Below are 22,709 nucleotides of genomic sequence, written 5' to 3' on the forward strand. Positions count from 1 at the left end.
GATGCCGCCTATCCGTAGCCCTGGTTCCTAGCCGTAGACCGTCTCCTCGTCGTCGGACTCCTTGGAGATCCGCCGGGCGAGGTAAAGACCTTCCAATGCAAGTTCGATTGCGGCGGCGCGCTGTCCGTCGTTCCTGGCGCCCAGGCGCCCGCTGATCTCGTCGTAGAGGCCGGATGAGCCAAGGGACGGGAGGTTTTCAAGGAACTCCCGTGCGGTGACGTGTTCGCCCGTTGTCACAGTCCGATGGCCGTCGAGTGCTGCCACGAGCGGACCGAGGTCCAGGCCATGGAAGTGCGCCCGAACGGCTTCGGCCGTGGCCGTGCGAAGGAGGTGGTCGAGGACCGACTGTTCGCGCCCCTCCTCACCGGATTCGAATTCAATCTTGCCCGTCAGGACCTCGACTGCGGTCTCCAGGTCGATGATCCGCGCAACTGCCTGGTCCTCGCCGCGGACGCTGGCACGCCGTAGGGCCGCAGCGGCGACTGTTTCGGCGCCCGCGATGGCGAACCGCGCCGAGACTCCGGAGGTCTGGTTGATGGCCGGGGACTGCCGCAGCGCGCGGGTGTAGCGGGCCAGGATCTCAAGGATGACGGGCGGGACGTCGGCCATCAGCCGCCCCTCCTGCCGGATGACGGATACCTCGTCCTCCAGCTCTATCGGATAGTGGGTCCGGATCTCGGCGCCGAAGCGGTCCTTCAGGGGCGTGATGATCCGGCCGCGGTTGGTGTAGTCCTCCGGGTTGGCGGAGGCGACTACGAGCACATCCAGCGGCAGCCGCAGCACATAGCCGCGGATCTGGATATCGCGCTCCTCCATCACGTTGAGCATCGCGACCTGGATCCGCTCGGCAAGGTCCGGCAATTCGTTGATGGCGATGATGCCGCGGTTGGAGCGCGGGACGAGTCCGTAGTGGATGGTTTCCGGGTCCCCGAGCCGGCGGCCTTCAGCCACCCGCATCGGGTCGACGTCGCCGATGAGGTCGGCAACGGAGGTGTCGGGCGTGGCGAGCTTCTCGACGTACCGTTCCGAGCGGTGGCGCCACGACACCCGCAGCCGGTCCCCCTCGGTGAGCACACGGGCGCGGGATTGTTCCGTGATTGGTTCGAAGGGGTGTTCGTTCAGCTCGGAACCCTCGATCACCGGGGACCACTCGTCGAGCAGCCCCACGAGGGTGCGCAGGAGGCGTGTTTTTCCCTGGCCCCGCTCGCCGAGCAGGACGACGTCGTGGCCGGCGATCAGGGCACGCTCGAGTTGGGGAAGAACGGTCCGGCTGAAACCGTACATCCCGGGCCACGGATCACGGCCGGCGGCAAGGGCGGCAAGCAGGTTGCCGCGGATCTCGTGACGCAGATCCTTGAGGACATGGCCTGCTGCACGCAGTTCACCAACGGTGAAGATATCGGGACGATCACTCACTCCTCTACCGTAGTCCCCGGATGCGCGATGTATCGAGGGACTTCGGCAAAGTTCCCGCGCACGTGCGCGCGGCACGAGCACGGCCTGGGCCGGGCTTGCCGGACACGGGGCAGCAGGTGAGCGATACGCTGGAGGGTGATGACAGCAGCAACTCCGTCGGCGCCATCGGCGCCGCTGAGCACCCTCCTTCTTCTGGTGCGCCACGGAGAGACGCCCACCACGGGGATGGTGCTGCCCGGCCGCGCCCCGGGACTGCACCTGTCCGAACGTGGGCGGGCCCAAGCGGAACGGGTCGCGGACCGGCTCGCAGGTCTTGCCGTTGACGCCATCTACTCATCGCCGCTGGAGCGTACGCGTGAGACTGCAGAGCCCACGGCAGCCCGCACCGGGCTCGGGGTTAACGAGAACTCCGGCCTGATCGAGTGCGACTTCGGCGAGTGGACCGGAGCCGCGCTCGCCGAGCTGGCGGGATTGCCGCAGTGGCAGACCGTGCAGCACAGCCCGTCGGCCTTCCGCTTTCCGAACGGGGAGAGCTTCGCGGAGATGCAGGCGAGGATCGTCGGAGCGCTGGAGGTGCTGTGCGCCGCACACTCCGGGGGCGTCGTCGTCTGCTTCTCCCATGCCGACCCGATCAAAGCCGCCGTTGCCCACGCCTTGGGCACGCAGCTGGACCACTTCCAGAGGATCGTCATCAACCCGGGTTCCGTATCGGTCATCTCGTATGTGGAGGGCAAGTCACCGGCGGTGCTGACGGTGAATTCGACGTTGGAGCCGTTGAGCGGGCTGAGGGCGTCGTGACAGGGGGCGTCGTGACAGGGGGCAGCCGGTGTCCGCGCGGGAGTGGCGCATCGACCACGGGCTGTGCTTCTCCGCCGCTTTCAAACTCCGCACCGTGATCTGGGACTTTGCCCGCACACCTGTTCCCGGCGCCCTTATCCACGACATCGCTGACGGTTCACGGCACTCGTGTCCGGACCAGACCCGGCGAGGGCTGGGGCCAAGGCGAGTGCGGATGAGGAGAGAACGGCGCGGCGGGAACGTCGCATGGGTCCTGCTTTCAGGTTCGGAGCTGATTGATTCAACATTCCCCGCCACAGCCGTAAGACAGCTTTGGCGGGCCCCTGATGCCGGTATGCAAGGCTGCGCGGGAGCCCCGGTTCCGCTGCCACAGGATGCAAAGACCGGCGGGGCGGGCTGTCGTCCTCCAGAAAATGAGGGACTTGTGGCATGATGACCGCAACTGTCCAGCAGAGGGGGGTCTCGTGATCAGTCGTTCGCCGGTGCTTATGGCATGTAAATGCCGGACCCCGTAACGGGGAAGGCCAGGAACCGTGGGGCGGTGACGCCGGGAACGGGGCAGCTGCTGCGGCGCATCCGTGAAGTTCTTCCGGCCGGCCTCCGCAGGATCCCGGCCGGGTGCTGGCTTGCCCTGGTGGTCCTGGCAGAGGTGGTGCTTGCCCTCGCGGTGCGAATTCCCTCGCTGTTCGCGCCGGACATCCGCGGCGGGACCGCTGGTCGGCTCTGGGCGCTGGATATTGTGGCGCTCTCGCTGCTGCCCATTGTCGTCTTCGCGGCCCTCCAGCTGTACCAGCAACGAAAGCGGGAGCGCGCCCAGGCGTCGGAATCTTCCGGATACATCGAAAAAATGATGCGGACGAGCCGCGAATGGCTCTGGGCCGTCGACGCTACCGGGACGATCACGTTTTCAAGTCCGATGTGCGAGCAGCTTACCGGCTACAGCCCATCAGAGCTGGTAGGCAGTCCCATCGGCCTGGTCCTGGATCCCGCAGACCTTGCAGCGGCCCTCAAATCGCAACCGGTCGTCGAGGATGAGTCCACCTTCACCGGCCTGGTCCTTGTCTGCCGGCACCGGGACGGCAGCCGGGTGCTGATGGAAGTTGCCGGCCAAACAGTCTACGGCGCGGACGGAACGGGGACAGGTTTCGAGGGCACCGCCCGGGCCATTGACAACCCCTCCTCCTCAGACGGTGCCGCGGAACAGATCCGGGAGCGCGTCACAGCCCTGGTGCCCGGCCACGGCATCGTCACAGCCTTCCAGCCGATCCAATGCCTCAGCAGCGGGAACGTCGTCGGCGCCGAAGCCTTGAGTCGCTTTCCCCTGTCCGATGGCACCACCACCGAGGCCTGGTTCATGCAGGCTGCCTCCGTCGGTATGGAGGCAGACCTGGAACTCCTCGCCTTGCGCACTGCGCTGCGCACCGCGGCCAGGCTTCCCCGGGATATCTACCTCGCCATCAACCTCTCCCCGGGCGTGTGCCTGGACCCTCGGGTCCTCGAGGCGATCTCGCAGGGCGACATCCACCCTTCGCGGCTGGTTATCGAAGTGACAGAACGCCAAAAGGTGGACGACTACGGGCAACTGCTGGGCGTGCTTGAGCCGCTGCGGAGTTCAGGCGTGCGGGTGGCCATCGATGACGCCGGGGCAGGATTCGCCTCCATGCAGCACATCGTCCAACTCAAGCCGGACCTCATCAAACTCGACCGCGCCATCATCCGGGATATCGATTCGGACCCGAGCCACCGCGCTTTGGGGGCCGCCATGGTCGGGTTCGCAGCCGAGACAGCCGCCCTCCTGGTCGCAGAGGGCATTGAAACCGCTGCGGAGCTGGAGGCCGTCACTTCACTCGGCATGACGGCCGGTCAGGGATACTTCCTCGGCAGGCCGACCCTCGAACCACGCGACTGGGCGCGGTGGGACAAGCACACGCGGCCCGGCTAGCGGCCCCTGTCACGTGCGCGAACCGGCCCGAGCACGATGGTGAGGTCGCCGCCGTCGTACTCCTCGTGCAATACGGGAAAGCTTCCTTTTCGAGGGCGAAGCGGCCGCTTACCTACTGACGCCAGAACGCGCTTCGGCTACACTCAGGCTGAGCAGAGAGGCCAGCCATGGATTTCGCCGCAGCCAATGAGCACCCGCTGAATCCTTTCCCCCATTACGAGCGAATGAGGGAAGCCGCACCAGTCTTCCACGACGAGCAATCGGGAAGTTGGCATGTCTTCAGGTATGACGACGTGCAGCGGGTGCTGTCCGAACACGCCACATTTTCTTCCCGGATGGGCGGAGACGATCCCTCGGAGGCAGGCCAGCTGTTCGCCTCGAGCCTGATCACCACGGACCCGCCGAGGCACCGGCAATTACGCTCCCTCGTGACCCAGGCGTTCACGCCAAAAGCCGTGGACGCGCTTGCTCCCCGTATCTCGGAACTCACGGAAATGCTTCTGGACGGGATCGCTTCCCGCGGTGGCGCCGACCTGATCGAGGAGTTGGCGTACCCGCTGCCGGTTATCGTGATCTCCGAACTCATGGGTATCCCCGCCGATGACCGGGACCGCTTCAAGCAGTGGTCCGACGTCATCGTCAGCCAGACTCGGAGCAATACGACGACGGAAGACCACCAGGCAACTAACCGGGAAATGACCGGGTACTTCCTGGACCTCATCGAACAGCGACGGAGGCGGCCGGGCGATGACTTGATCAGCAACCTGCTCGGCGCTGAGATTGACGGGCAGAAACTGAACGTGGCTGAACTGCTGGGCTTCTGCGCCCTGCTGCTCGTCGCCGGCAACGAAACAACCACAAACCTGATAGGCAACGCGGTCCTTTGCTTTACCGAGGTGCCCGGCACTATCGATCGGTTGGTGAAGGAGCCGGCCTTGCTCCCTCAGGCCATCGAAGAAGTGCTTCGCTTTCGGTCCCCTGTCCAGTCCATGTACCGGGTGACGGTCGCCGACACCACCCTGGGCGACGTTCAGATACCGGCCGGCGCACCGGTAGTGGCGTGGATCGGTTCCGCAAACCGCGACGAGCGGCAATTTCAACGCCCTGCCGAGTTCGACGTCGACCGGGGCCAGATCCGTCATCTGGCATTCGGGCACGGCGTCCACTTCTGCCTCGGTGCGCCGCTTGCAAGGCTCGAGGCAAGGATCGCATTGGATGCCACCCTGTCCCGGCTGCCTGGACTGGCGCTCGCCCCGGGAGCGCGCCTGGAACGGATGGACAGCACCATCGTCTACGGGCTGAAAGCGCTGCCTGCGAGCTGGCAGGCAGCCTGACCGCCAGCTGCCCTGGCCCCGCACCGACAGGATACCCCTGATTTAGGGTCCGAGCTTTAGCGTTCGAGGGGCATGGCTCTTCGAACGCGCCCATGTTGTGCAACGCTGGGTGCATGGATCTCGAGGTGTCACCGGCGCTCACTATTCCCGCCCCGGAACTCCGTTGGCGCTTCTCGCGTTCGTCGGGGCCGGGCGGTCAGCACGTCAACACCTCGGACAGCCGCGTCGAGCTCTCCTGGAACATCCGCGACTCGCGGGCACTCTCAGACGACCAAAGGCTGATGCTGCTCACGCGCCTCCAACGGCGCCTCATTGCCGGGGTAGTCACCGTGGCGGCCTCCGAGCAGCGCTCACAGCTGCGCAATCGCGAGATCGCCCTGGCCAAGCTCTCCGGCCTTGTGGCAGAGGCCGTGGCGCCCGAAGCTGCTCCCCGGCGCCCAACTAAACCCACCCGGGGGTCGAACCGCAGGCGCCTCGCCGCAAAGGAACAGAGATCGGCGACGAAACAACAACGACGGCGGCCGTCCGCCGATTAACACCCTCCGCTGCCCATTCAGCGGATATCTGGATTGCTACCGGCCGCCCGTCCCGGGGTTGAGTCTCGCGACTGCCGTCGACAAAGCGGTGGCGAAAGCGCACCAGAGCGCATAGGGGGCCAGCGCCACGCCGGCGCCGCGGTTCAGGTTGTATGTCCGCCGCACCAAATCGGCGCTGCTTGCAGCCAGGACAGCGGCCTCTGCCGCTGCCAGCCACGGCCGGCGGGCACGCCAGAAAAGCCAACTCCACGTCGCGTTGAGAACAAGGTTTGCGGCCAGCGCGCCCCGGTAGGCACGGATCTCCGGCCGCCTGTCCTGTCCGCCGGCAGGATCGGGGGCATCCTTGCTGTCCAGGGCGACGGCGGAACTCACGGCCAAGTCCGCGTAAAGAGCGGTCCACACGACGGGAAAGGCCAGTGCGGGCGGCTGCCAGCCCGGCTTGCGCAGCCGCCGGTACCAGCTGCTGTCAGGATCCGTCGCCACCGCCCCGGCCGCTGCCGTAGCTGCGGTCGCGGCCGCCGTCCACGCTACTGTCAACAGTTTCATCGTTGATCCTCTTTCCCCTCGTAGTCGCCGTACCCGGGCAGCGGTGCACCCATACGCTCGATAGTACGGTCTAGGGCCGGATCAGTCCGGTGTCGGGCGTATCACCAGGTCCCTGTCCGGGCCGCGGTTGTCAGCAGGACGGTGTCAAGGCGTCTGGGACGCCGCCGCATCCGGTTCAAGATCGGACAGCGTGAGCGGATGTGCAGGGACGTCCGGGAAGGGAGATGTGACAGTTACCGTCAAGCACGAATCGACATGCGCCAGTTCGCCGGATGCCAGGGGGCGCCAGGCCGGGTTGTGGTCCATTGGTTCAGTGGCGAAAAGAACATGCGGGTTGCCGGCGAGTTCCGTGCTGCGGGAGCGGATCCGGTTGCTCCGGGCGTCGAGGGGTGCCGCCGGGGCCGGAGCGGCGGCGGGATCCCGTTCAAGGATGTATAGCTCGTGTGCTGCCGGGTACCTGAGCGCCCACAGGTCCGTAGCCGTGGTCACAATCAGGTTCAGACTGAAGACGGGCAACTCCTCGGCGGCCCACGTGATTGCCCTGACAATACCTTCGCCGACGTCGCCGCCGGTCCGGCGGCTCTCGGCGGTGATAAGCGCGAAAAGGCGTTCGCTGTCGGTCTGGCCCTGCATGAGGTCCGCAACGCCAAGCTCGGCCAAATGGCGGTCGAGCCGTTCGAGATCGCCGAAGGCACCGTTGTGGGCAAACAGCCGCCCGTCCTGTTGGAACGGGTGTGTGTTGACCAGGGTATGTGCGCCGGTACTGGCATACCGCACGTGGGCCAGGAACGTGGTGCTCTTCAGGTCCCGTGCCTCACGAGCGAAAGCGTGGTCCTCCCAGGCTGCAAGTGGCTGTTTGGCTACGCGTGCCTTCCCGTCCGCGTCGAAGGTCCCTATGCCGGCCCCGTCAGGCTCCCGCCGGCTCTGGTCCGCGAGGCTGTCCGGGGCGTCCAAGAGCCAGAACGTCGCCCGGACTGGCCGGGAACCGGCGTGAAGCCCGAATAATCGGCACATGGCAAGTGCTTTCTTTTGGGACGAGCTCAACGGCCGTATCGGGTTCATGATTCGGTGTCCGGTGCCCTGCCCATGGCCAGCTCCTTAGAATTGCCCGCGCGCAGCGCGGCCGGACCTTCGACCGGTGGAGAACGTCTTGCGGTTCAGTCAAAGAGCTTCCTGAACGTGGGCCCGGATGGCGCCGATCACCGGCGCCATCCCTGTGTGCGGTACACATCTATTGGTCTGGAGCCCAGCTGCACATTGGGGCTGCACATCCAGATCATGGCCTGGGCCGGCGTGAAAGCACCATGGAGGTGCCCGACCAGGGCGTCCAGGTCAGCAAGCTGAAGGCGGCCGTCCGCATCCGGCGCATCCTCGCCCGCTGCCCACCGATCCAAACGTCCGACACTCACGCCCAGCAGCGGGGCCGCTGCCTCAGAGCCCATCGAATTTATGAGCCTTTCGGCTATCGCCTTTGGGCCATAGCCGGGGGCGTCCCTCAACTCCGCGAGACTGGCGAAAACTGTGGTGGCAGACAATTCCGGTTCTTCGGCGTTGGCTTCCTGCAACTGTTCCATGACGCAATGCTATGGATTGACCGCCCCCTTGGAGTAGGGCCACAGTGCCTCCTGCGCTGGTCACCAGGCAGTCCGGCCCCACTGCGGCGGAAGTGTCCGTCGGCTGGCGCGCTGTAACGGTGTTGGAAAGCCGCGACCCGCTCTACACTATCCGGATGAAATGTACAGTCAATGGAGTGCCTGTGCATTACGCCGAGTATGGCAATGGCACGCCGGTTCTCGCCCTGCACGGGGCCGGTGTGGACCATCGCGAAATCGCCGGCGCTCTTGAACCGATTTTCCGCAACGTGCCTGGTTTCCGGCGGCTATATCCGGACCTGCCGGGGATGGGCCACACGCCGGCGACCGAGGGGGTCACGAGCAACGATGACGTGCTCGACATTTTGCACGGCCTGATCGACAGCACTATCGGTGATGAACCGTTTCTTGTCATTGGTCAGTCCTACGGCGGTTATTTAGCCCGGGCCATTGCGAACCGGAGACCTGACCAGGCCAGCGGGCTGGCACTCATCTGCCCGGTCGGCGCGCATACGCGTGACGTGCCCAAGCACGAGGTCCTTGCCTCTGTGGTCGATATGCCCGGCGACCTGGGGCCCGATCTCGAGGCTGCTTACCGTAGCTACTTCGTTGTGCAGACTGCTGCGACCCTGCGCCGGTTCCGGGAGTCTGTGGCACCCGCAATGCCGCTTGTTGACGAGTCCGGCCTGATGCGAATCTTTTCGCACTGGGAGCTACGGGATCCGCCGGAGGCCTCGAAAGCCTATCCCCATCCAGTGTTGATCCTTGCCGGAAGGCAGGATGCCACGGCCGGGCATGCGGGCCCGTTGGAGTTAATCGGGCACTACCCCCGCGCTACCTTTGCGATGCTCGATCGGGCCGGCCACGCTTTGGTGCACGAACAACCCGACCTCCTGCAAGCCTTCGTCGCCGAATGGTTGATGCGCGTGCGTGAGCACTCCGCCCGCCAGTAAGGCGACTGGTATGGCAGTGCCCGCCCGGGGGTCTTCCCGGGCGGACACTCGTGCCTACTCCGAAAGTCAGCGCGCCTCTGCGCCGACGGCCGCTCCGCCCTCAGCCAGGCCCGCCGCGCCGGCGAGCCGGAGCCAGGTATCCACCACGGTGTCCGGGTTCAAGGAAACCGAGTCGATGCCTTCCCCAACCAACCATTCGGCGAAGTCCGCGTGGTCGCTGGGCCCCTGGCCGCAGATGCCCACATATTTGCCGCGCGCCTTGCATGCCTTGATGGCCATGCTCAGGAGCTTCTTGACGGCGGGGTCGCGTTCATCGAAGCCGCCCGAGACAATTGCGGAGTCCCGGTCCAGGCCAAGCGCCAACTGGGTCATGTCATTGGAACCGATGGAGAATCCGTCGAAATAGTCCAGGAAATCGTCGGCGAGCAGCGCGTTGGACGGAATCTCGCACATCATGATGACCTCGAGGCCGTTTTCCCCGCGCCGCAGGCCGTTCTCCGCGAGCAGGTCAATGACGCCGCTGGCCTCGTCCACGGTCCGCACGAAGGGGATCATCAGTTTGACGTTGGTCAACCCCATCTCGTTGCGCACGAAGGACAGGGCCTCGCACTCCAGGTCGAAGCAGTCCCGGAAGGACGGTTCCAAGTAGCGTGACGCGCCGCGGAAGCCGATCATCGGGTTCTCTTCGTGTGGTTCGTAGGCGGGGCCGCCGATCAGGTTGGCGTACTCATTGGACTTGAAGTCGGACATCCGCACAATCACCGGCTCCGGAGCGAAGGCCGCGGCGATGGTCGCCACCCCTTCTGCGAGGCGCTTGATGTAGTACTCACGCGGGCTCTCGTAGGCGCCGATCCGATCCCGGATTTCCGCGATGACCTCCGCCGGCTGATCCTCCAGGTTCAGCAGCGCCTTCGGGTGGATGCCGATCTGGCGGTTGATGATGAATTCCAGCCGGGCCAGCCCGACTCCGTGGTTGGGCAGCTGGGCGAAGGTGAAGGCCTGTTCGGGCGTGCCGACGTTCATCATGACCTTGACCGGAGCCTCGGGCAGCTGGGTGATCTCGGTTTCCTCGACGCTGAAGTCCAGGAGCCCTTCGTAGATGACGCCGGTCTCGCCGTCGGCGCACGAGACGGTCACTTCGAGACCGTCGGAGAGTGCGTCAGTGGCGTTCCCGGTGCCGACGACGGCGGGAATCCCCAGTTCGCGGGCAATGATGGCCGCGTGGCAGGTGCGTCCGCCGCGGTTGGTGACGATCGCGGAGGCACGCTTCATGATCGGTTCCCAGTCCGGGTCGGTCATGTCCGCGACGAGGACATCGCCGGTCTTGAAGGCCGCCATCTGGTCGATCGCGGTAAGGATGCGGACGCTGCCGGCGCCGATGCGCTGGCCGATGGCGCGGCCCTCGACGAGCACCCGGCCGGTCCCGTTGAGGCGGAAACGGCTCAGGCTGCCGGACGCACGGCGGGACTGCACTGTCTCGGGGCGCGCCTGCAGGATGTACAGGCCGCCGTCAATCCCGTCCTTGCCCCATTCGATGTCCATCGGACGGCCATAGTGGTTCTCGATGGCGACCGCGTGGCGGGCGAGCTGCTCGACGTCGTCGTCCGTGAGGCTGAAGCGGTTCCGCAACGAAGCCTCAACCGGTACGAAGTCGATGGTGCGGCCGATCTCCCGGCTGCTCGTGTACGTCATCTGCAGCGCTTTCTCGCCCAGTCCGCGCTTGAGGATGGCGGGCCGTCCGGCCTGCAGGGCGGGCTTGTAGACGTAGAACTCGTCGGGGTTGACGGCGCCCTGGACCACTGCTTCGCCGAGGCCGTACGAGGAGGTGACGAAGACAGCGTCCTTGAAGCCGGATTCGGTGTCCATGGTGAACATGACACCGGAAGCGCCGACGTCGGAACGGACCATCCGCTGGATACCGGCGGAGAGCGCCACCTCGGCGTGTTCAAACTTGTGGTGCACGCGGTAGGCGATGGCGCGGTCGTTGTAGAGGGAGGCGAAGACGTCCTTGATGGCGAGCAGGATGTTCTCGATACCGCGGACGTTCAGGAAGGTTTCCTGCTGCCCGGCGAAGGAGGCATCGGGAAGGTCTTCCGCCGTTGCGCTGGAACGGACGGCCCAAGACAAGTCATCCGAGCCGCCGTGCTTGTCCACCAGCTGCTGGTAGGAGTTTCTGATCTGCTTTTCAAAGTCCGGCAGGAAGGGCGTCTCGCGCATCAGGGTCCGGATTTCCTGACCGGCCGCGGCGAGTGCCGTCACGTCGTCGGTGTCCAGCCCGACCAGCCGGTCGGCGATCTTCTGGTCCAGGCCGGAGTCAGCCAGGAAGGTGCGGTACGCGTCGGCTGTCGTGGCGAAGCCGTCAGGGACCTGGACGCCGGCAGAGGTCAGGTTCTGCACCATCTCACCAAGGGAGGCGTTCTTTCCGCCCACCCGGTCCAGGTCCTTGAGTCCGAGTTCTGAGAACCACAGGATGTCTGTCGTCATAGTTGCTGCTCCTTTGCAGATGATGGCATGCAGATGTGCCGCCCCGCTCCCGGCGATGACCGGTTGGTGGGCGCGAATCCTGTCCACAGTGACAGGTCTCGGGCGCTCTTTCCACATGATGTGCGCCACACTGAGTTTGTGAAAATTTTCCCTAGTGCTTGAGGTTCATGCGCTGCAGGATGGTCGCAGCCATTTCCTCCACGGACACCGTGGCTGAATTCAAGTATGGAATCCGGTGGGAGACGTACAGCTGCTCGGCGCTGCGCAGCTCGAAGCCGCACTGCCGCAGTGAGGCGTAAGGCGAACCGCGGCGGCGTTCGGTACGGATTTGGCTCAGGCGCAGCGGGTTGGAGGAGAGTCCGAAACATTTCTCAACGAAAGGCCTCAGGGGCTTGGGAAGCCCCTCCCGCTCAAAGTCCTCGTCCACCAGCGGGAAATTAGCGGCAAAAATTCCATGTTGCAGCGCCAGATACATGGTTGTGGGCGTCTTTCCGCAGCGTGACGGTGCCACCAGGATGACCTGCGCCTTTTCGAGCGCACGCAGGCTCTGGCCGTCGTCGTGTTCCATGGCGTACTCGACAGCGGCCATCCGGGACTGATACCGCTCTGCATTGCCCAGGCCATGGGCCCTGCCGGGTTCGCCACTGGCCGGTGAGCCGAGGGCCTGCTCCAACTGTCCGACATGCGTCCCGATAAGATCCACGACGATCCCCTGGCACTTGGCCAGGGCCTGGCGGATGTCGCTGCTGACAGCAGTGGAGAAGACGACCGGCCGCGGGCCGGTGGCGGCGAGGTCGTCGATGGTACGGACGACGGTTCTGGCCTGCTCGACGGTGGTAATGAAGGGAACGGTGATCCGGTCAAAGTTGTTGGCGGGGAACTGGGTCAACAGCGTGTTGCCGAGCGTTTCCGCCGTGATGCCGGTGCTGTCCGAAAGAAAGTAGACAGGCCGAAGATCGTCATTGGTCATGAACGCATTCTCCACCAGGAGCGGTCCGGTATCCCAACGCGGGGGGGGCCGACGAAACCCAAGTCCGGGGCACCGGACGCGGAACGTCAGCCGATCAGTACTCGCCCTTGATCACGAAGTAGGAGCCGCGGATAACTCCTGCGAGCTTTGATTTCTGGCGGGCGAACTTGAAACGTGATGCCAGTTCTTCCGGAATCTCCATGCCTTCGGCCAGTTTGAATCCCACCGCCCGTTTCCCGCCGTCCTCAATGCTGTACATGACGTTGATCGACAGCCCCGACTCGTAGAACACGTAGTCCATTCGCAAACCTTCGACTTCGAAGGTTGTCGCTTCCAGCGGGCGCGAGCCGATGACGATGTCGCGTTCCTCCTTGAGGATGCGGCTCACGCGGTCAACCACCTCCGGGAGGTCGCCTGCAGGGCTAACAGTGAAATCGTGATCGTACTTGTTCCGGTAATAACGTCCCTCGTTGGCGCGCAACCCGGCGAGCGTCTCGGCGAACGGGGATGATTCCAGACCCACAATGGAAACGTCCTCGAAGTCAACAACGTACGGCATGCGTCCTCCTGATGAGATGTGTTGGACCAACGATAACGTGAGCACATACTGCGCCAACGTCGGAACGCTCGCGTGCCTCCGCCGGTCCTCGGCGAGTGGGCGACTGGCAATCGGTCCCGCGCTGAGTCCCTTCGGCCCCGGCAATGCTGGTTTTCGCGTATATCGAAATGTATCGTTGAGTATCGTTCGCGATTCACTGAGGAGAGCAACATGCGTAATGCATACCCGGCTGGCGGATTTGGCGGCCCCAACATCGACAGCATGTGGCACGCCGTTGAAGAGCTGCGTTCAAGGTTTGAGAAGCGCTCCGGCACCCGCGCGGGGCGAGGCGAGGTGCGGTCGGCGGTGCTGGCCCTGCTGGCGGAGCGGCCGATGCACGGCTATCAGATCATCCGTGAGATTGAGGAGCGCAGCAGCGGCAGCTGGAAGCCGAGCGCTGGCTCCGTCTACCCCACGCTGCAGCTGCTGGCCGACGAGGGGTTGATCCGCGCCGAGGAGTCCAACGGCCGCAAGATCTACTCGCTCACCGAGGCAGGCCGGGAGGAAGTGGCCGGTGCGCATGCGTCAGCGCCGTGGGAGTCAGGGAGCCAGGCCTCCGGCACCGGATTCGCGGCACTGCCCAAGGCTGGCCTCGAGCTGGCGCAGGCCGCGTCCCAGGTGGGTCGCACCGGATCGCCGGAGCAGGTGCAACAGGCCGTGGCGGTGCTCGACGAGGCCCGCCGCCGGCTGTATTCGATCCTCGCCCAGGACTGACGGGGGTGACGTCGGTTCGTCGGGACCGGGCAGATCCGGTACCCGGCGCCGGGAACACCCGCGCCCGTTACCGTCGCATCCTGCGCTTCGCCGCGTGGCATCTGGCGGTGACCTGGTGGTTTGAGCTGTTCCTCCCCCGCGTCGGGCTAGGCAACATTGCCGAGCGCACCCGGACGAGGAGGATGCGGCGCTTCGCGCAGCGCTTCCGCGTGCTGGCCGTCGATTTGGGCGGCCTGATGATCAAGGTGGGTCAGTTCCTGTCGTCCAGACTCGACGTACTTCCGCCCGAGATCACCAAGGAACTTGAGGGACTCCAGGACGAGGTGCCCCCCGTCCCGTTTCCCGCAATCCGCGCACTTGCCGAGGCGGAGCTGGGCGCGCCGCTGGAGAAGGTTTTCGCCTCAGTAGAAGAGATGCCAATCGCCGCTGCATCCCTCGGGCAGGCGCACCGTGCGCACCTCCTTCCTGCCAATGCCGCCGACGCAGGGCTCCACAGCGTGGTCTTGAAGGTGCAGCGCCCCGGCATCGACGCGATTGTCGACGTCGACCTGGCGGCGCTGCGCAAAGTGGGCGGCTGGCTGAGCCATGTGCGCCTGGTGTCCGATCGTGCGGACATGCCCGCCCTGGTGGAGGAGTTTGCGGAAATTAGTCTTGAGGAGATCGACTACCTGCATGAAGCAGCGAATGCAGAACGCTTCGCGACTGATTTCGCCGACGACGACCGGGTTGGTGTGCCCGAGGTCGCCTGGGAGTGGAGCACCCGCCGCGTGCTTGTCCTCGAAAATGTCGCGGCGATCAAGATCACTGACTCGGAGGAACTTCTTGCGGCGGGTATCGATCCGGCGCAGGTTGCCCCGGTTTTCGCCTCGGTCATGTTCGACCAGTTGTTCAGCAGCGGCTTTTTCCATGCCGATCCGCACCCCGGTAACATCTTCGTCACGCCGGCCTCCACTGCATCCGCAGGACGCCCCTGGAAGCTGACGTTTATCGACTTCGGCATGATGGGCGAGGTTCCTCCCAGTACCCGCAGCGGCCTGCGGAAGCTTCTGATCGCGGCCGCATCGCGTGACGGTAAGGGCTTGGTGGCCGCGATCCGCGATCTGGGTGTGCTGGTGCCGTCGGCGGACACGGCCGAGCTTGAGCGGGCGATGACGCATCTCTTTGCCCGGTTCGGCGGGATGGGCTTCGCCGAACTTCGCGAAGTGGACCCGCGGGAGTTCCTCGATTTTGCGGTGGAGTTCGGCGACCTGGTCCGCTCGCTGCCGTTCCAGTTGCCGGAGAACTACCTGCTCATCATCCGGGCGATGTCACTCACCTCGGGGGTGTGCAGCTCGCTGGATGCCAAGTTCAATCTGTGGGACGCGGTGGAACCCTACGCGGCGCAATTGCTGCGCGACGAGCGTGGAAACATCGTGCAGGACGTGGCTAAGCAGGCGCTCGACGCCGCCGGGGTCACACTGGGTCTGCCGAAACGACTGGACGGGCTTCTCACGCGAATCGAGGACGGATCGCTAACCGTGGCTAATCCGCGTCTCGAACGGCAGATGGCTCGGCTGGACCGGACGGCGCAGCGAGCGGCATCGGCGCTCGTTTTCGGCGCCCTGCTTATCGCAGGCTCCGTGGTTAGGGCGGACGACGCGCTGCTCGGCAACCTGCTGATGGTCATGTCGGTCCTGCCGCTGTTGCACGGGCTGTGGGCGGGGCGCCGAGGCCTCTAAGTGAAGTGGTGAGGAGCCCCGGCGGAAACCCGCGGGTCAGGGCCTTCTTTGAATCGTTACATCGCTTGACTCTCCGCTCGTCCATAGTCCAGACTTGGGTCGCAGAAAGCGCTTTCTGGCTTGTGCCTTCGGGCAGAAACGGAGATCCATTGAAAACCCCGTCCGGCACCGCCCCCAAGTCGCCCTCCCCGAGTGCGGATCCTGTCCGGCGCCAGGGCGGACTTCGTGCTGCCGGCCTGCTGACCGACGGCCTCGCCCCCTGCCTCACGGCATCTCTGCGCCCGGTGTTCAGGTGGAGGCTGAGCCAGCCGGAAGACGCCGATCCTGCCGCCGCCCGGCAGACCGGCTATGAGATCGCCATCGAAGACGCGACTGGAATCGAGATCTGGCACTCCGGACCCGTCCCGTCATCCCGCCAATCCGGGGTCCCCTACGCCGGACCGGAACTGGCTGAGGACGCCGACTACAGCTGGCGTGTACGCGTGAGTGACGCCGCCGGGAGCCCCGGCCCCTGGTCCGAAGCGGCGATCTTCAGTACCGGACTTTCGGACAGCGGGTGGGGCGTCCACTGGATCCACCGGGCGGCAGGCGGCCGGCCCCCGCTGGACGTCCTGGACGGTGCCCTTCGTGTTGCAGGCTCGCCGTTCCTTCCCGTCCCCTGCGCGCCCGTCCGGGAGTTCACCCTGGACGCCCGCCTCCGTCCGGTGATGGGATGGGCCGGTCTGCTTCTCCGCAGCAGTGGCCCGGGCACGGGACTGCTGCTGGAACTGAACACCGCTGGCAGCGTCGTGCTCCGCCGTGCGCCGGCCTGGGAAATCCCAGCCCCTGCTACTCCCGGCACCGAAGTACTGGCCAGCGCACAGCTGGAACGCGGGGCCGTGGCCAGCCAGGAGCGACTGCCCGGCAAGGACCTGGTCCCAGGCACATGGCAGCATCTGACCGTCACTGACGACGGCGTCACCATCACCGTGAGCCTCGACGGCGTTGAGCTGCTTTCCGTGGCTGAACCCTCCCCTGCCGGATCGGAGGGCCGACTGGCACTCCACCAGGGACCCCGCAGCCAAGCCGAGTACGCCTCCATACGGGTCACCGCCAGGGGGCCCGCACCTGACGCTGCGCCCCCTCAAACGGCGGATCCCATCAATGCCATGCTGCTCCTGGACCATAGGTTCGACGCCGGGACGAAGGAAGCCCGTGCCTTCCTGAGCCATTGGGCGCGCACCACGGTTCACCGGCAGCCCGATGAATGGACCCTCCTCCGCACCACCATCAGGCTCACCGGCGCCGTTGCCCGTGCGCGCCTTTTCGCCGCAGCCAGCCATCATGCCCAGCTTGCCGTGAACGGCAGGCCCTGCCTCAACACCACTTCGTTCAGCTATCCCGGCGAAGGATATTACGACGCCGCCGACGTCACTGCGCTCCTGGCTGCCCACACACCGCAAGACACGGCAGCACAGCCCGGCCGGCTGCTACCCACAGATGTTTCGCTGACAGCCCTGCTGCACTGGTACGGCCCCGGCCAGGGCAGGGCTGCCAGCGTCCCCGGCCTGCTGGTCCGGCTCAGCGTTGACTACACCGACGGGCGCCGCGAGATCTTCGGATCCGGCCCGGACTGGAGCGCGGCCGAGGCCCCGTACCGGCAGTCCGGCTACCGGAACGACGAGGGCGATCCCGTGGAGCACCTCGACGGTCAGGCCGCGGCAGCGTTCGGCGCCTGCCAGGACCTTCTGCCGGCCCTAAGCTACGGCCCCCACCCCGTCCCGGCATTCCCGGCACTGCACCCCCGGCGCACTTTCCTTTCCGAGACTTTTGTGGCCCCGGAGGCTTTCATGACAGCGGCAGACGGAACGCTGGTGGCGGACTTCGGCCGGGTCATCCCGGCGCGCCCGGAAGTGGACTTCGGCGCCGGCGTGGCCGGGCGGACCGTGATGATCCGGGCCGGGTACTCCCTGGACGCCGGCGGCAGGGTGGACAGGAGCAAAACGCCCAGCCAGAACACGGACATGTCCTTCCCGTATACGCAGGCGGAAGGCCCCCAGCAATTCCGTAGCAGCGTGCACCTGGGCTTCCGGTACTTGGAACTCCCCGGCGTGGAAGCGTCGGAATTGTCCCGGGTGGGCGCCGTCGTCGTCCATGGCCGGCACCCGCACGAGGGGAGCTTCAGCAGCTCAGACGGCGCACTGAATGCCGTTTTCCGGCTGCTGCGCGATTCAGCACTGTACGGCGTCCAGGAGCAGTTCGTGGATACGCCCACGCGGGAGAAAGGCCAGTTCCTGGCCGACGCCGTCAACATCTCCTATGCCACCATGGCACTCTTCGGCGAGCACGCCTACACGGCTCAGGCGCTGCGGGAGTTCGGCTGGTCGGCAGGTCGCTACTGGAACGCCGGCGAGGACCGGGGGCGCTACAACGCGGTCTATCCCAACGGCGACGGGAAGCGCGACATCCCCGACTTCTCGCTCATGATGCCGGAGTGGGCCGAGGAATACCACCTCCGGACCGGAGACCTCGCACTCGTGACGGAACTGCTCCCTCACCTCCGGAATACCGCCGACTACGCGCTGCGGTACCTCGCCGCGGACGGCCCGACGGCGGGACTCGTCACCGAACTGGGCGGCGGCTCCGGCCCCTACCTTCACGGCATCGTGGACTGGCCAGCCCCCGGCCGCTTCGGCTACGACATGGAGTGCGCTGCAAAGACCACCGTCAACGCCCAGGCCTACTCGGCCCTCATGTCCACTGCGCGGCTGTGCAGCATCGCCGGCCAGGAAAACGATGCCGTGCGCTACGCCGGACATGCCAGTGCCCTCGCGGAAACGATCCGCACGCGCCTGCGCGTGGACGGCGTGATGGTGGACGGGCTGCACGCTGATGGAACACCCAGCACCCATGCATCCCAACACGCAACGTCCTTCCCGCTGTCCCTCGGAATCACCGATCCTGCGCACGCAGCGGCTGACGCAGAGCAAATCGCGGCCCAGGGCATGCGCCAGGGACCCATGACCGTGCATCGCCTGGTGCGCGCCCTGGTGGCCGAGGGACTGACCGACGCGATCCTCGACCTGCTCACATCGTCCGACCAGCCCGGCTGGGCGCGGCTCCTCGATCAGGGCGCCAGCTTCACCTGGGAAGCCTGGGAACTGGAAGACGGCACCGACTACAGCCAGTCCCACGCCTGGTCCGCCTCCGTGGTGAAGGAAATCCTGGAGTCCCTGCTCGGCGTGCGTGTGACGGTTCCCGGAGGCAGCGAACTGCTGATCGAACCGCCGGCCTGCCGGCTCGAGCACGCCCGGGGAAGTCTCCCGCTGCCCAATGGTGACGTTGCTGTTGCTTGGCGGCGTTCTTCGGCTGGAACGCACTTGGAGTGCACGGTTCCCGCCGGCGTCACCGCCATCGTCCGGTTGCCCGACAGCACTTACGGAATCCAGGGACCGACGGCGGGACCCGCCGTCGTGAGTTCCAGCCTAAGCAGTGCCTCAAACGGTAGCGGGCGTAGCAGCACCGCCCCGGCCAACGGACCTGCAACGCGTGACTTCCGGGTCCACGCGGGAACCTGGAACTTCACGCCGTCCTGCGAATCCTGTCAGAAACCGGGTTAGCACCTTTCTTCCTCAGACTCACGTGCCATAGTGTGGGCACGCCAGCCTGCGGCCGTGAGTAAGGCGGATAGCAGGACACAGGACGTTTGGAAGGGGCCAACCATGCTGATTTGCGCGACCTGCGCCGTCGAACGCGACGAACCTGCCCCGGAGCTCTGCCCGATCTGCACCGATGAGCGGCAGTATGTGCCCGAGGACGGACAAAAGTGGCTGACACTGGACGGGCTGGCTCGAGGGGGTCAGCAGACAGTGCTGAAGGAGAATGAACCGGGACTTATCGCGATCAAGACGGAACCTAAAGTCGGGATCGGCCAGACCGCTCAGCTGGTGGTGACACACCAGGGCTCGCTGCTGTGGGATCCGGTGGGATATGTCGATGACAGTGCCGTGGACGCAGCGCTCGAGCGGGGCCCGGTCCTCGCGATCGCCGCCAGCCATCCACACATGTTTGGCATGCAGGTCGAATGGTCGCATCGGCTCGGTGGCGTCCCTGTGCTGGTGGCGGACGCAGACCGGCGATGGCTGGGGCGCAACGATCCGGTCATCGACTACTGGTCCGGCAGTCACACTGTCGCCGAAGGGTTGACACTGCACCAGACCGGGGGGCACTTCCCCGGCAGTGCGGTGGTGCACTGGGCTGCAGGAGCGGCCGGCAGAGGAGTCCTGCTGACCGGTGACAGCGTGTTTCCCAATCCAGACCGTCGGTCCATCTCCTTCATGCGCAGCTACCCGAATCATTTGCCGCTATCCGGCGCGGTAGCGTTGCGAATCGCCGCTCAGCTCGGGGAACTCGAGTTCGACCGGATCTACGGCAACTTCAACAATGTCATCGCGTCCGGGGCCAGGGCCGTCCTGCACGATTCCGCCCAACGGCACGCCGCTTGGGCGCGAGGAGACTTCGACCGTCTGACCTGACCCGCCCCTTAGCTCTTATGCGTTCACCAGCTGGCTCAAGGCTGCTCCTGGGCCTCGACGGGCGTGGCCACCCAGACGGTCCGGGTGGTGCGGGGGTCCAGCTCAACGTCGTCGGTGAATCGCTTCAGCAGGTTTGCCACGGCCTCGTGGTCGTCCGCGGTGAGGGCCGCCAGGTGTGAGAAGCGCGCGAACCACTGCCGGGCGTACTCCCGCGCGGCCGGCGTAACTGGTGCGATGCCCGTCACCTCAGACCTGGTGACGGCGAACCCGGCGGCCTCGATGACCGGCGTCCAGTTCGGGTAATGGTTCCACCCCTCGGCCGCCGCAGCGGCGTGGCAGCGCAGCTCCAGCAGCGCTCCGCGCGGATGGCTCAGGAAGCGGGGCAGGGCGGCGAGCTCGACGACGACCAGCACCCCGCCCGGGGCCAGTGCCCGGCGGACCCCCGACAAGAGCCGGGCGGGGTGGGTTACGTGGTGGAGCGAGGACGATGCCCACACCAGGTCAACCGGCGCCTCGGCCGCTGCACCCGCCGCTATCAAGGAGCCGCCCAGCGCAGGGAAGCCGTGGTCGAGGTCGGCCTCGACCACGGCGAAGCCCTGCCCGCGCAGCAGCTCGAGCATCTGCGGGTCATTGTCAACGCACGTCACCGCGGCGTCGGGAAATCGCTGGCGAAGCAGCCGGCTACCTGCGCCGGTGCCGGCGCCGAGGTCAACGACGCTGCGCGCAGCCGGCACTCCGGCCAGGTCCAGGACGGCTGCGAGATGGTCGCCGAACACCTTGGCATCGAGGTCGAGGAAGCGGTTCTGGTCGTGACGGTCAGATGCCATCATCAAGGCCATGGCGTCGGTGTGTTAGCACGATCTGAGAGACGGCTGCTTCCGAGGCGGCCGAGAAGGGGCCGAAGTGACCCTCGACAGCCCACCGGGTTTCCTCTTCGATGAGGTCGGCGTTGATCCGTGCGCCGCTCATGACACCCTCGGCCGCTGCGGTGATCACCTGAGCCATGAGGTTGGAGACATTGCCGGCCGCGTACACACCGCGGACGGCCGTCGCACCCATAGCATCGGTCTCGATAAACCGTCCGGCCCCCGACGGGTGCACCTGGGAACCTAGCCCGAGTGATTCCAGAAGCATGGATCTGGCCTCCATCCGTGTTCCGACAGCCAGTGCCTGTACGTCGAACGAGGAGCCCTGGCGGAGCGTGAGGCCCGTGAGGACACCGTCGACGGCGTCAACGGAAGCCACGGCGCCGTCGACGACCGTTACGGACCGGGCGGCGAGCTTTTCCCACTCCTCGTCGGTGGGTTCCACGGTGTCGTTGAGGAACAGGGTGATATCCGGGGACCACTGCCTGAACAACAGTGCCTGATGAACGGACAGCGGTCCTGTGCCCAGCACGCCAATCCGTTGCCCGCGGATTTCCCAGCCATGGCAATAGGGGCAGTGCACAACGCCCTTTCCCCATTGCTCCCGCAGCCCGTCGATGGGAGGCAGCTCGTCTGTCAGGCCGGTGGTGACGAGGAGGCGTCTGCAGTGGAACCGGCGGCCATCTCCGAGAACCACCTCGAATCCATCGGACGTCCGGCGTGCCGAAACGGCTTCGCCGTCGATGACCGTTCCCCCGTAGGAGAGCACTTCGCTGCGTCCTGTGGACAGGAGTTCCCAGGGGTCCATGCCGTCCCTCGAAAGATAGCCGTGCACTCCCGCAGCGGGTCCGTTGCGTGGAGTTCCGGAATCGATGACCAGCACCGAGCGCAGCGCCCGGCCCAGAGTCGTGGCAGCGCTGAGTCCCGCCGCGCCGCCGCCGACAATTACAACGTCACAGCGTGTGGTGTCCATACAGATCTTTCCTTCTTCGCGTCCTGGAAGTTCGTCGCCGGAGTCCTGCGGCGGTCACACCAGCTTCCATCGCACAATCGAGAATTGACAAACATGATTGCCATTATGGCAAAGTGGGGTCATGGAAACTGAGCTTGACGACGTTCTCGGGGCAGTCGGCCCCCGGCTTCGGGCACTCCGCACAGAACGAAACCTCACCCTTGGGGATGTGTCCGCCGCATCCGGAGTGTCGGTGAGCACCTTGTCCCGCTTGGAATCCGGCCAACGCAGGCCCAACCTTGAACTCCTGCTGCCACTCGCGAGGATGTACGGTGTTCCCCTCGACGACCTTGTTGGCGCGCCGCCCACCGGGGATCCGAGAATTCACCTGCAGCCCATCACCCATGGCGACATGACGGCTGTTCCTCTAACACGCCGTCCGGGCGGATTGCAGGCCTTCAAGATGGTGCTCACGGGTGATGCGCGCGGGTCGGAGCCCGACCCGCGCGTTCACGAAGGCTACGAATGGCTCTACATCCTCAACGGACGACTGCGTCTGGTGCTGGGCGACAAAGACTTTGAACTTCGCCCTGGCGAAGCCGCGGAATTCGACACCCACACACCGCACTGGTTCGCCAGCGCTGACGGCAGACCCGTCGAGTTCATCAGCCTGTTTGGACAGCAGGGCGAGCGGATGCACGTCCGCGCGCGGCCCAAGCCTTCATAGCCGAGGGGGCCCGAGGGGCCTTTGTTGTGGAGCTGATTGCTTTGTCACA

Annotated in this window: 19 protein-coding genes; 10 read left to right on the top strand and 9 right to left on the bottom strand. The window is 65.7% G+C overall.

Annotated elements, in window-relative coordinates; translation table 11 throughout:
• Nucleotides 1-27 precede the first annotated feature (27 nt).
• Nucleotides 28-1,416 carry a sigma 54-interacting transcriptional regulator gene (locus tag JOE31_RS12885; protein WP_209745059.1) on the bottom strand — a complete coding sequence of 463 codons (1,389 nt, stop codon included), beginning with the start codon at nt 1,414-1,416 and terminating at the stop codon, nt 28-30.
• 138 nt (nt 1,417-1,554) lie between these two features.
• Between JOE31_RS12885 and JOE31_RS12890 the strand changes: the two genes are divergently transcribed.
• From JOE31_RS12890 to arfB, 4 genes are all read left to right on the top strand, one after another.
• Nucleotides 1,555-2,214 (top strand): MSMEG_4193 family putative phosphomutase, encoded by a 660-nt coding sequence (locus JOE31_RS12890; protein ID WP_209745061.1) that lies wholly within the window; start codon nt 1,555-1,557, stop codon nt 2,212-2,214.
• A gap of 541 nt (nt 2,215-2,755) precedes the next feature.
• Nucleotides 2,756-4,156, top strand: coding sequence for an EAL domain-containing protein (locus JOE31_RS12895; RefSeq protein WP_209745063.1), 1,401 nt, complete (start codon nt 2,756-2,758; stop codon nt 4,154-4,156).
• Nucleotides 4,157-4,323: 167 nt separating this feature from the next.
• Nucleotides 4,324-5,490: a cytochrome P450 gene (locus JOE31_RS12900; RefSeq protein ID WP_209745065.1), complete on the top strand. Its 1,167-nt coding sequence runs from the start codon at nt 4,324-4,326 to the stop codon at nt 5,488-5,490.
• Nucleotides 5,491-5,603: 113 nt separating this feature from the next.
• On the top strand, nt 5,604-6,026 hold the full coding sequence (arfB, locus tag JOE31_RS12905; RefSeq protein ID WP_209745068.1) for an alternative ribosome rescue aminoacyl-tRNA hydrolase ArfB: 423 nt from the start codon (nt 5,604-5,606) through the stop codon (nt 6,024-6,026).
• 36 nt (nt 6,027-6,062) lie between these two features.
• Here the strand turns inward: arfB and JOE31_RS12910 are convergent, their stop codons facing one another.
• The 3 genes from JOE31_RS12910 to JOE31_RS12920 all read right to left on the bottom strand — a co-directional run bounded on the left by JOE31_RS12910 (nt 6,063) and on the right by JOE31_RS12920 (nt 8,146).
• On the bottom strand, nt 6,063-6,572 hold the full coding sequence (locus JOE31_RS12910) for a TspO/MBR family protein (protein ID WP_209745071.1): 510 nt from the start codon (nt 6,570-6,572) through the stop codon (nt 6,063-6,065).
• A 144-nt stretch (nt 6,573-6,716) separates the two neighbouring features.
• Nucleotides 6,717-7,586 carry a class II glutamine amidotransferase gene (locus JOE31_RS12915; RefSeq protein WP_209745074.1) on the bottom strand — a complete coding sequence of 290 codons (870 nt, stop codon included), beginning with the start codon at nt 7,584-7,586 and terminating at the stop codon, nt 6,717-6,719.
• A 185-nt stretch (nt 7,587-7,771) separates the two neighbouring features.
• Complete coding sequence (locus JOE31_RS12920) at nt 7,772-8,146, bottom strand: hypothetical protein (protein ID WP_209745077.1); 375 nt, start codon at nt 8,144-8,146, stop codon at nt 7,772-7,774.
• 182 nt (nt 8,147-8,328) lie between these two features.
• Between JOE31_RS12920 and JOE31_RS12925 the strand changes: the two genes are divergently transcribed.
• On the top strand, nt 8,329-9,117 hold the full coding sequence (locus tag JOE31_RS12925) for an alpha/beta hydrolase (protein ID WP_307864411.1): 789 nt from the start codon (nt 8,329-8,331) through the stop codon (nt 9,115-9,117).
• Nucleotides 9,118-9,183: 66 nt separating this feature from the next.
• On the opposite strand, the gene ppsA is transcribed toward JOE31_RS12925, so the two are convergent.
• The 3 genes from ppsA to JOE31_RS12940 form a co-directional block, all read right to left on the bottom strand.
• Nucleotides 9,184-11,601, bottom strand: coding sequence for a phosphoenolpyruvate synthase (ppsA, locus tag JOE31_RS12930; protein WP_209745080.1), 2,418 nt, complete (start codon nt 11,599-11,601; stop codon nt 9,184-9,186).
• 151 nt (nt 11,602-11,752) lie between these two features.
• On the bottom strand, nt 11,753-12,571 hold the full coding sequence (locus JOE31_RS12935) for a pyruvate, water dikinase regulatory protein (RefSeq protein ID WP_209745083.1): 819 nt from the start codon (nt 12,569-12,571) through the stop codon (nt 11,753-11,755).
• 94 nt (nt 12,572-12,665) lie between these two features.
• A complete protein-coding gene (locus JOE31_RS12940; protein WP_209745086.1) occupies nt 12,666-13,130 on the bottom strand; it encodes a phage tail protein in 465 nt (154 codons plus the stop codon).
• A 210-nt stretch (nt 13,131-13,340) separates the two neighbouring features.
• On the opposite strand from JOE31_RS12940, the gene JOE31_RS12945 reads away from it, so the two are divergent.
• The 4 genes from JOE31_RS12945 (at nt 13,341) to JOE31_RS12960 (ending at nt 20,115) form a co-directional block, all read left to right on the top strand.
• The gene (locus JOE31_RS12945; protein ID WP_209745089.1) at nt 13,341-13,883 is read left to right on the top strand and encodes a PadR family transcriptional regulator; all 543 of its coding nucleotides are present in this window, start codon (nt 13,341-13,343) and stop codon (nt 13,881-13,883) included.
• 5 nt (nt 13,884-13,888) lie between these two features.
• Nucleotides 13,889-15,601, top strand: a complete 1,713-nt coding sequence (locus JOE31_RS12950; RefSeq protein WP_209745092.1) for an AarF/ABC1/UbiB kinase family protein — start codon at nt 13,889-13,891, stop codon at nt 15,599-15,601.
• Between the two features lie 149 nt (nt 15,602-15,750).
• Complete coding sequence (locus JOE31_RS12955; protein WP_209745095.1) at nt 15,751-19,200, top strand: family 78 glycoside hydrolase catalytic domain; 3,450 nt, start codon at nt 15,751-15,753, stop codon at nt 19,198-19,200.
• A gap of 102 nt (nt 19,201-19,302) precedes the next feature.
• The gene (locus tag JOE31_RS12960) at nt 19,303-20,115 is read left to right on the top strand and encodes a hydrolase (RefSeq protein ID WP_209745098.1); all 813 of its coding nucleotides are present in this window, start codon (nt 19,303-19,305) and stop codon (nt 20,113-20,115) included.
• Between the two features lie 35 nt (nt 20,116-20,150).
• Here JOE31_RS12960 and JOE31_RS12965 read toward each other — a convergent pair whose 3' ends face one another.
• Nucleotides 20,151-20,942 carry a trans-aconitate 2-methyltransferase gene (locus JOE31_RS12965; protein WP_209745101.1) on the bottom strand — a complete coding sequence of 264 codons (792 nt, stop codon included), beginning with the start codon at nt 20,940-20,942 and terminating at the stop codon, nt 20,151-20,153.
• Entirely contained in the window at nt 20,932-21,954 is a 1,023-nt protein-coding gene (locus tag JOE31_RS12970; RefSeq protein WP_209745104.1) for an NAD(P)/FAD-dependent oxidoreductase, read from the bottom strand. Before JOE31_RS12970 ends, JOE31_RS12965 begins: the two co-directional genes overlap by 11 nt.
• 121 nt (nt 21,955-22,075) lie before the next feature.
• On the opposite strand from JOE31_RS12970, the gene JOE31_RS12975 reads away from it, so the two are divergent.
• Nucleotides 22,076-22,660, top strand: coding sequence for a helix-turn-helix domain-containing protein (locus JOE31_RS12975; protein WP_209745106.1), 585 nt, complete (start codon nt 22,076-22,078; stop codon nt 22,658-22,660).
• Nucleotides 22,661-22,709: the final 49 nt, after the last annotated feature.

The organism is Arthrobacter sp. PvP023 (genome assembly GCF_017832975.1).
GTDB lineage: Bacteria > Actinomycetota > Actinomycetes > Actinomycetales > Micrococcaceae > Arthrobacter.